General features: G+C 54.0%; 4 protein-coding genes. All 4 read left to right on the top strand.

What is annotated here, in order from left to right; all coding sequences use genetic code 11:
- The coding region (locus tag SLS51_RS22770) for a lysozyme (protein WP_323840775.1) at positions 1–946 on the top strand (946 nt) is incomplete at its 5' end.
- Entirely contained in the window at positions 940–1,308 is a 369-nt protein-coding gene (locus SLS51_RS22765) for a hypothetical protein (protein ID WP_323840774.1), read from the top strand. The genes SLS51_RS22770 and SLS51_RS22765, both read left to right, overlap by 7 nt.
- Positions 1,309–1,365: 57 nt before the next feature.
- Positions 1,366–1,815 carry a DcrB-related protein gene (locus SLS51_RS22760; RefSeq protein ID WP_323840773.1) on the top strand — a complete coding sequence of 150 codons (450 nt, stop codon included), beginning with the start codon at positions 1,366–1,368 and terminating at the stop codon, positions 1,813–1,815.
- 15 nt (positions 1,816–1,830) lie between these two features.
- The coding region (locus SLS51_RS22755; RefSeq protein WP_323840772.1) for a PAAR domain-containing protein at positions 1,831–2,880 on the top strand (1,050 nt) is incomplete at its 3' end.

Here is a 2,880-nt window from a genome sequence, read left to right as displayed (position 1 = left end):
CATTGAGCAGGGCAGCCTCACCGAAACCGTCTGCCGGCTGCGCAGCACCGAAGCCAACCAGATACAGGTCAAAGCCACCGCGGGCAACGCCGGCGAGGGTACCCAGCTCTATACGGCCAGCGACAACCTCACCCTGACCGTCGGCGCCGGCCGCATTGAGATGACCCAGACGCATATCAGACTCACCTTTGGCGGCTCAGTCATTACCCTGAACGCCGACGGGGTGTTGATTAATGGTTCCAAAATTGGCTTAAATAACGGTAGTGGTCAAAGCAGTGTTGTTCCACCTGCGACGATAACTAAATCCCCTGCTCCTGATACTGCTCCTATAATTTTACCCTCGCCAAGTCAGGGAGGAAAAAAACCATCTGTACCTGTAAATAGTCCGATTACGGCAACACCTACAAGCCAATCACCTCAACCCAAAAGCAGTGCTATTTCAGATGATAATGAAAAATCAATAAGCCAGGATGGATTGAATTTATTAAAAGAAATCGAAGTACTGCGATTGAAACCATATAATGACCAAACAGGCAAAAATATAGACAACTGGACTGAAGGGGCAACTATCGGATATGGTAAATTGATTTCAAAAAGTGAATGGGATACATATAAAAATGGCATTACGAAAGATGAAGCAGAACAGCTCTTCAAAGATACTCTTGCACCTTATGAAAAAGCGGTGAATGATGGAATAACAAAGGAAATAAAACAAAACGAGTACGACGCTTTAGTTTTGCTGTCATATAACATTGGTATCGGTGGATTCAAAAAATCATCTGTTGTCAAAATGATAAATGATGAAAATGCGAAGACAGGTTATGACAGCATTGATGATGCCTGGAAAGTATGGAATAAATCACAAGGCAAGGTCAATCAGGGCTTAATAAACCGACGAGCAGCTGAGTTAAAAATATTTAATAATGGAGTCTATGAAAAATGGTAAAAAAAATATTTTCTATTCTTATTGGGATTATTTCTATTTCTCATTCGTATACATCGTTTGCGTCTTATACTTCGTCATTGGAAACAGAAAAATTTATTATCACTATTAATGTTCTTTGCCCCGAAGGTGAAGTCACTTGTGATGACGTCGTGTATACTGGAATAAGAAAAAAAGATAGCGCCACGCTGAGACTTAAAGGAAAAACATTAAATAAAAACTGTCAGACAGGGACCTGTAACTTATATGGTTATGAATTCATTAATCGTGGTACGACATATACAATATATCTCGACGGGATATTAGAAATTACTCAAGGGAAGAAGTTGCTTTTATCAGAAGTCGGAAAGTGGAACGCCCAATAATGATTTCATATTAAATAAATTTCTTTTTTCTATCTCATTTTTTAGCAGGAAAATACGATGACCCAGGAAAATACCTTCATCCCTTTTCACTTTAACGCCGGCACCCTCAGCGTGCCCCGCGACTGGCGGGATGTCAGTCTGCTGGTACTCACCAGCCCCGATGACCACAACGGCAGCAGCTTTACCCTGTCCCGCGACACCCTGCCCTGGGGCCTCGATTTCCCCCAGTTTGCCGAACGCGAAATCACGGCACTCAGTCAGCAGCTGAAAGACTGGCAGCTTATCGCTCAGGAACCCGGCCGGCTCAATGGCCGCGACACCCTGACCGCCGAGTTCACCTGGGCCGCCCCGCAGGGCCCCCTGCATCAGCTGATGATGATGCTCAACCTGCCACACCAGGTGCTGATACTGACCGGCACCTGCAACGGTGCCATGACCCCGGCTCAGCGCGCGCAGATGCAGGCCATCATGACCTCGTTTCAAGCCCGTCCGGGTGAAGAACCCTAACCGCCGGGAGTCGTCATGAGCCTATTACAAAATGTCTGGGTGGGTGCCGGCGCTGCCCGACGGCAAACCCCTCCCGGTCCCGAGGCCGCCGCCCCGGCTAAACCCTCACCCTCCACGCCACCCCGGACCCCCAGGACAACATCGGGTTCCGATAAGGCGCTGGCCTTTCTGGAAAGCGAGGCGTTCAGCCAGGCTTCCATAGGGGCGGCCGGGGCTTATGCCGTCGCCGCCGGCGCAGCCGCCCCCTTTGCCGCCGGCCTGGCCGCCGGGGCCGTCGGCGCGTCTGCCGGCAGTGATGTCGGCGATAAAATCGGCCACCAGGTCGCCCGCGCGATGGGCATGCAGACCGTCTCCACCGAAGGGAGTGCGCCCGCCCGGCTCGGGGACGCGATTGCCCACCAGAATAAAAGCGCCGGGTTATGGGGCGCGCTGGGCGGCGTCCTGCTGGGGGCCGTCGTGGCGGTGGCCGCCGCTGCGTTTGTGGTGGCGACGGCCGGCGTCGGTGCCGCTATCCTTGCCGGCGCGGCGGCCGGATTAGCCGGCGGCTTTGCCGGCGGCGCGGTAGCCGGTATCGGGGCCGCTATCGGGCAATATGGTCAGAATAAAGGCACCATTATTGAAGGCTCGCCCAATGTCTTTTTTGAAGGCCAACCGGTGGCCCGGGCCGGAGATAAAATTGCCTGCAGCGACCACCCCGGCCCGGCTGTGATTGCCGAAGGCGCGAAAACGGTGTTTGCCAACGGCAAGCCCATTGCCCGGCTGGGCCACCGCACCACCTGTGACGCGAATATCAACAGCGGCGCGGCGTCCATTGCCCTCACCCGGGAGACCGAAGGCGTCTGTGACATCATGCTCAGCAGCGACCGGGCCTTACGCTGGGCCGTGGTGCTGGCCGGCCTCCTCCCCCTGCCCAGAGGGAACAAAAACCGCCCCCATGAATCGCCCCCCACCCCGTCGGTGAAAAAAACCGGCTGTGACAGCCAGCTCTGTAGCAAAGCCGGCGAGCCGGTAGACGTGGCGACCGGCGACTTCCTGCAGGTCTGGCCGGTGCTGGCCCTGCCGGGG

The sequence above is a fragment of the Photorhabdus africana genome, from assembly GCF_035181445.1.
Classification (GTDB): domain Bacteria; phylum Pseudomonadota; class Gammaproteobacteria; order Enterobacterales; family Enterobacteriaceae; genus Photorhabdus; species Photorhabdus laumondii.
This window is presented reverse-complemented; position numbering and strand designations above follow the sequence as displayed.

Coding starts and splice junctions, on each gene's coding strand:
- SLS51_RS22765 (WP_323840774.1), top strand. CDS start 940: ATGGTAAAAAAAATATTTTCTATTCTTATTGGGATTATTTCTATTTCT.
- SLS51_RS22760 (WP_323840773.1), top strand. CDS start 1,366: ATGACCCAGGAAAATACCTTCATCCCTTTTCACTTTAACGCCGGCACC.